The sequence below is a fragment of the Brunnivagina elsteri CCALA 953 genome (assembly GCF_002289455.1).
Classification (GTDB): domain Bacteria; phylum Cyanobacteriota; class Cyanobacteriia; order Cyanobacteriales; family Nostocaceae; genus Brunnivagina; species Brunnivagina elsteri.
In genome coordinates this window covers 1-4,126 of sequence record NZ_NTFS01000500.1, presented here as the reverse complement: position 1 = coordinate 4,126, position 4,126 = coordinate 1, and the positions used below count along the sequence as shown (strand labels likewise).

Sequence of the window (4,126 nt, the reverse complement as noted above, 5' to 3'; positions counted from 1 at the left end):
ATACTGCTCAAATAAAACTATATATCTGGCGTATAGACGCTATGAGTAGGCTTGTCTTGACTAAGGTATGGATGGATAAATTTTCCTAATTCAAGGCATCCTGGAGCTTGATTTCAAGGCAAAATAGAATCATGGCAGCATGTAATAACAAAACGCCCATGTTATCAGCACACGGGCGTTTTCAGTCTTAGGAATTAACTCCTAATTATTTAATTATTTAGCCAAAGGGTGTTAGTTTTTTGATAGCACGACCAGCAACATCGCTATAACGCAACTGTCCGCAGAGAATTTTACCCATCAGTTGTGGACCAGAAGGACGTTTAATCCCGGCTTTATAACCTACTTTGGGGAAGCGGTAGAGCAAACCAGCAATTTTCGCAGCCCAAGCCATATCACTACCCCATTCATCATTAATGACATCAGTATAATTTTTCAGGGCACTGACATCACCACTTAAAGCTTTGTCAATCGCCTCAGAAGCTTTGACACCAGTGTAAATTGAGGGGCGAATACCTTCTGCGGTCATGGGGTCAACAATACAAGCCGCTTCGCCAGCCAAAAGAGCGTTTTGGGTGTGAAGAGCTTGTTCCCCATTCCAGAGACAGAGTGCATGACCGTATTGCTTACAAGTATTGATATTTATATCAAAGTTCTTGCCATATTCATCCAAAATCTTTTTGAAATCCTGGGGTTCACCACCAATGAACGTACCAACACCGATAGAATAGCCATCAGCCTTGGGAAAGTTCCAAGCATAACCATTTTTGACTAAGCCAAACTCAAAATCGATGATATTAGTGTTTGCCACCTTTGTATTCGCTTCAACTTCCAATGCAGCTGCGAGTCGGCGTTTACGTTCTTTAAATCCCAACCATTTTGCCATTGGTCCCTTCGCACCATCGGCAGCGATGAGATAACGAGCTGTAACTGGTCCATTATTAGTATTTACTTGCCAATGGTCGCTTTTGAATTCAACGCCTGTGACTTCCATATTATCTTTGAGTTCAGCCCCTTGTTTTTGTGCTTGCTGAACTAAGAAATGGTCAAATACATCACGTCGAACCATCCATACAGGCTCTGGAGTGTCGAGCTTGACTTCAACGGGGTCGCCCATATTCCAGGTACAGCGAATGGTATCAGCTTTTACCGAGATTACTGGACTAAAATCAAAGTCAAACCACTGTGCGATCGCAGGCGATACTCCACCACCACAGGGTTTGTACCGAGGTAAGGATTCTTTTTCTAAAATTAATACCGAGCGTCCCCGTTTTGCTAGGTGGTATGCAGCTGTGCCACCAGCTGGTCCTGCGCCAACGATAATGCAGTCGTACATAGGGCTGAATTCTCGCTTCTAAGTTAATATCTATTTTTGAGATTCTTTTTGTACTTTACAGACAAATTGTCTAAGTAGCAGGTAAGCGATTTAATTTTTCGCTGTAACATTTGCTGTAAAAGTTGTAAAAATATTTACAGCTTTTACTTACACATGCCCAGAATAGTTATTCATTGTAACCAGCACAAATCCGTAAATATCCATATTAAAAACTACTTTTGCACTTTTTGACTTGCCAATTTGGCTTTATTTTCAGCGATTAAGTTTTGCAAAAACCTGATGATGTTGGATTTGCAGGCAAATGGATATCAGATCATGTAGAAAGACGCGATATATCGCGTCTCTACATTTCTAAATTACCTAGACAGTGGTAATGTCTTTTTCCTTTGTTGCCAGCAATTCGTTAATTTTGCTGGTGTACTTGTCGGTTAACTTTTGGACTTGATCCTGTAAATCGCGGGATTCATCCTCAGATACTTCCCCAGCTTTTTCCTGTTTTTTAATTGAGTCGATGCCATCACGACGGATATTGCGAATCGCAACGCGATTGTTTTCGGCATATTTTTCGGCAAGTTTAACAAATTCTTTACGGCGATCGCTCGTTAAGGGTTGAATATTGAGACGAATCACCGAACCATCATTATTGGGTGTCATCCCCACATCTGACAGTGAAATTGCCCTTTCTATTAGGCTTAAGGAGCCTTTGTCATAAGTTTGAATCAAAATTGTTGTTGCATCTGGAGTACTAATGTTTGCCAATGATTTCAAAGGTGTAGGTGTACCGTAGTATTCCACCATTACCTTATCAAGTATGCTCGCATTAGCGCGACCAGTGCGAATAGTATTAAAATCCCGTTGTGTAGCTTCAACGGTTTTTTGCATCGTACTCTCAACATCAGCTAACTTCACATGAACCTCCCACAAGCGTGCCAATCGATTCTCCCATAACTGCACGAGAGATATTACCCCGTGTAGATAGATCGAAGACGAGAATCGGAATATTGTTTTCCTTACATAAGGCTATCGCGGTACTGTCCATTACCCGCAAATCTTTTTGTAAAACATGGTTATAGGTCAAAGTATTGTAACGTCTTGCATCTGGAACTTTCATCGGGTCTGCGTCATAGATGCCGTCTACTTTAGTGGCTTTAAAAATTATTTCAGCTTCGATTTCGGCAGCGCGTAATGCGGCAGCCGTATCGGTTGTGAAGAAGGGATTACCCGAACCCGCACCAAAAATAACCACCCGTCCTTTTTCAAGATGACGGATGGCTTTACGACGAATATAGGGTTCAGCTAGTTCTTGCATTGCGATCGCGGTTTGTACTCGCGTTTCAACACCAATTTGCTCTAGGGAGTCTTGGAGGGTCATCGCGTTCATTACCGTGGCAATCATGCCGATATAGTCAGCAGTTGCCCTGTCCATCCCTGCTGACGCTGCTTTGACACCCCGAAAAATATTACCACCACCAACGACGATAGCAATTTGAACACCTGTGGCGACAACCTCTGCTATCTCTTGTCCTATCTCCTTGACCACTTCGGGGTCAATTCCATAGCCCATGTTGCCCATTAAGGCTTCACCGCTCAGTTTAAGTAAAACCCGTCGGTAATGTGTACCCATGAAGTTACGTTTTATCTCAAAGAAAAAGTTGCAATTTCCTCCAATTTAAGATAGCAGTATGGTGGCAATATGTCTCTAGTTACCTATAAACAGTTTTAAGAATTGGGCATTGGGAATTAGGAATTTAGTATTCCCACATTCTCTAAGAACGCCATACTAAAGGCGTTCCCATTGCTTCTGTTTCTGTAATTTCAATTTCTTGATTATTAAATAAAGCCGCGATCGCCGAGCGCAAATACTGGGTTTGTACGAAAGAAGGATTTTCGGCGCGATCGTCAATTTGCCCTCGATACCGCACAACTCCATTTTTATCGATCAAAAATGCTGTTGGTGTTTGATTCGTACCAAAACTGCGTGTTACATCTTGAGTAGAATCCCACAAATAAGGAAAGTTCAATTCCTGTTCTAAAGCAAAAGCTTTCATACTATCGAAGCTTTCCATCAAACCTTGATTGGTATCATTACCATTCATTCCGATTAATGTAAAGCCCTGGGAACCGAATTCTCCTTGAATCAGCTTTAATCTTTCGATGTATTGTCCAACGTAAGGACAGTAGTTGCACATCGAGACAACGCCGATTGCACGAAATTTTTCTAGATAGCGACTCAGATGATGTACTTGCCCGTCAATCCCTGGCAACTCAAAATCTGGTGCGTAGCCTCCAATTGGAGTATCAATTGTTTCTAGCGTTTTCATCTTCACCCTGGTTTGAAGGAACTAGGAACAAAAATCTGGTCAAATTCAGCGTTAAACTCAACTATATCGAACCACTTTTTATAGTATTGATGGTCAAGATAACTTGATTTTACCAAAATTGCTTCGTCTCGTCGTTGCGGTCTGTAAACTTCTCCCCGTGGCAAAGTTCACTTTTTAAGCACAGTGTGAGACGAATTTCTGTGTAAATGCATTATATTCAATCATCTTATTAGCCCATCCGGTTAGTGTAAATTGTAAAACTACTGAAATTTAGAGAATTGGCTATTGGTTATTGGGTATTAGCTTTTTTACGGAATCTGATGCCGTTTCAGCCAATACTCAAACCCTGGAACAACCAAACCACCTTAAAACAATTCGCAATACTCCGAAGCGGAGAAGCAAGCTACGCAATTCGTAATACTCGCAGAGCGAGAAGCTAAAGCTACGCAATTATGTTTTGTAACGGAGAGAA

4 protein-coding genes are annotated in these 4,126 nt (G+C 41.6%); all 4 read right to left on the bottom strand.

Annotated elements, in window-relative coordinates:
• Nucleotides 1-217 precede the first annotated feature (217 nt).
• Nucleotides 218-1,333, bottom strand: a complete 1,116-nt coding sequence (locus tag CK510_RS27170) for a geranylgeranyl reductase family protein (RefSeq protein WP_095724625.1) — start codon at nt 1,331-1,333, stop codon at nt 218-220.
• 360 nt (nt 1,334-1,693) lie between these two features.
• A complete protein-coding gene (gene frr, locus CK510_RS27165) occupies nt 1,694-2,242 on the bottom strand; it encodes a ribosome recycling factor (RefSeq protein WP_095724624.1) in 549 nt (182 codons plus the stop codon).
• Nucleotides 2,229-2,957 (bottom strand): UMP kinase, encoded by a 729-nt coding sequence (gene pyrH / locus CK510_RS27160; RefSeq protein WP_095724623.1) that lies wholly within the window; start codon nt 2,955-2,957, stop codon nt 2,229-2,231. The genes frr and pyrH overlap by 14 nt, the downstream gene beginning before the upstream one ends.
• Nucleotides 2,958-3,099: 142 nt before the next feature.
• Entirely contained in the window at nt 3,100-3,654 is a 555-nt protein-coding gene (locus tag CK510_RS27155; RefSeq protein WP_095724622.1) for a thioredoxin family protein, read from the bottom strand.
• Nucleotides 3,655-4,126: the final 472 nt, after the last annotated feature.

What these genes read in the sequence shown, in the direction of transcription:
- CK510_RS27170 (WP_095724625.1), bottom strand. Translation starts at nt 1,333, where the DNA reads ATGTACGACTGCATTATCGTTGGCGCAGGACCAGCTGGTGGCACAGCT.
- pyrH (WP_095724623.1), bottom strand. Translation starts at nt 2,957, where the DNA reads ATGGGTACACATTACCGACGGGTTTTACTTAAACTGAGCGGTGAAGCC.
- CK510_RS27155 (WP_095724622.1), bottom strand. Translation starts at nt 3,654, where the DNA reads ATGAAAACGCTAGAAACAATTGATACTCCAATTGGAGGCTACGCACCA.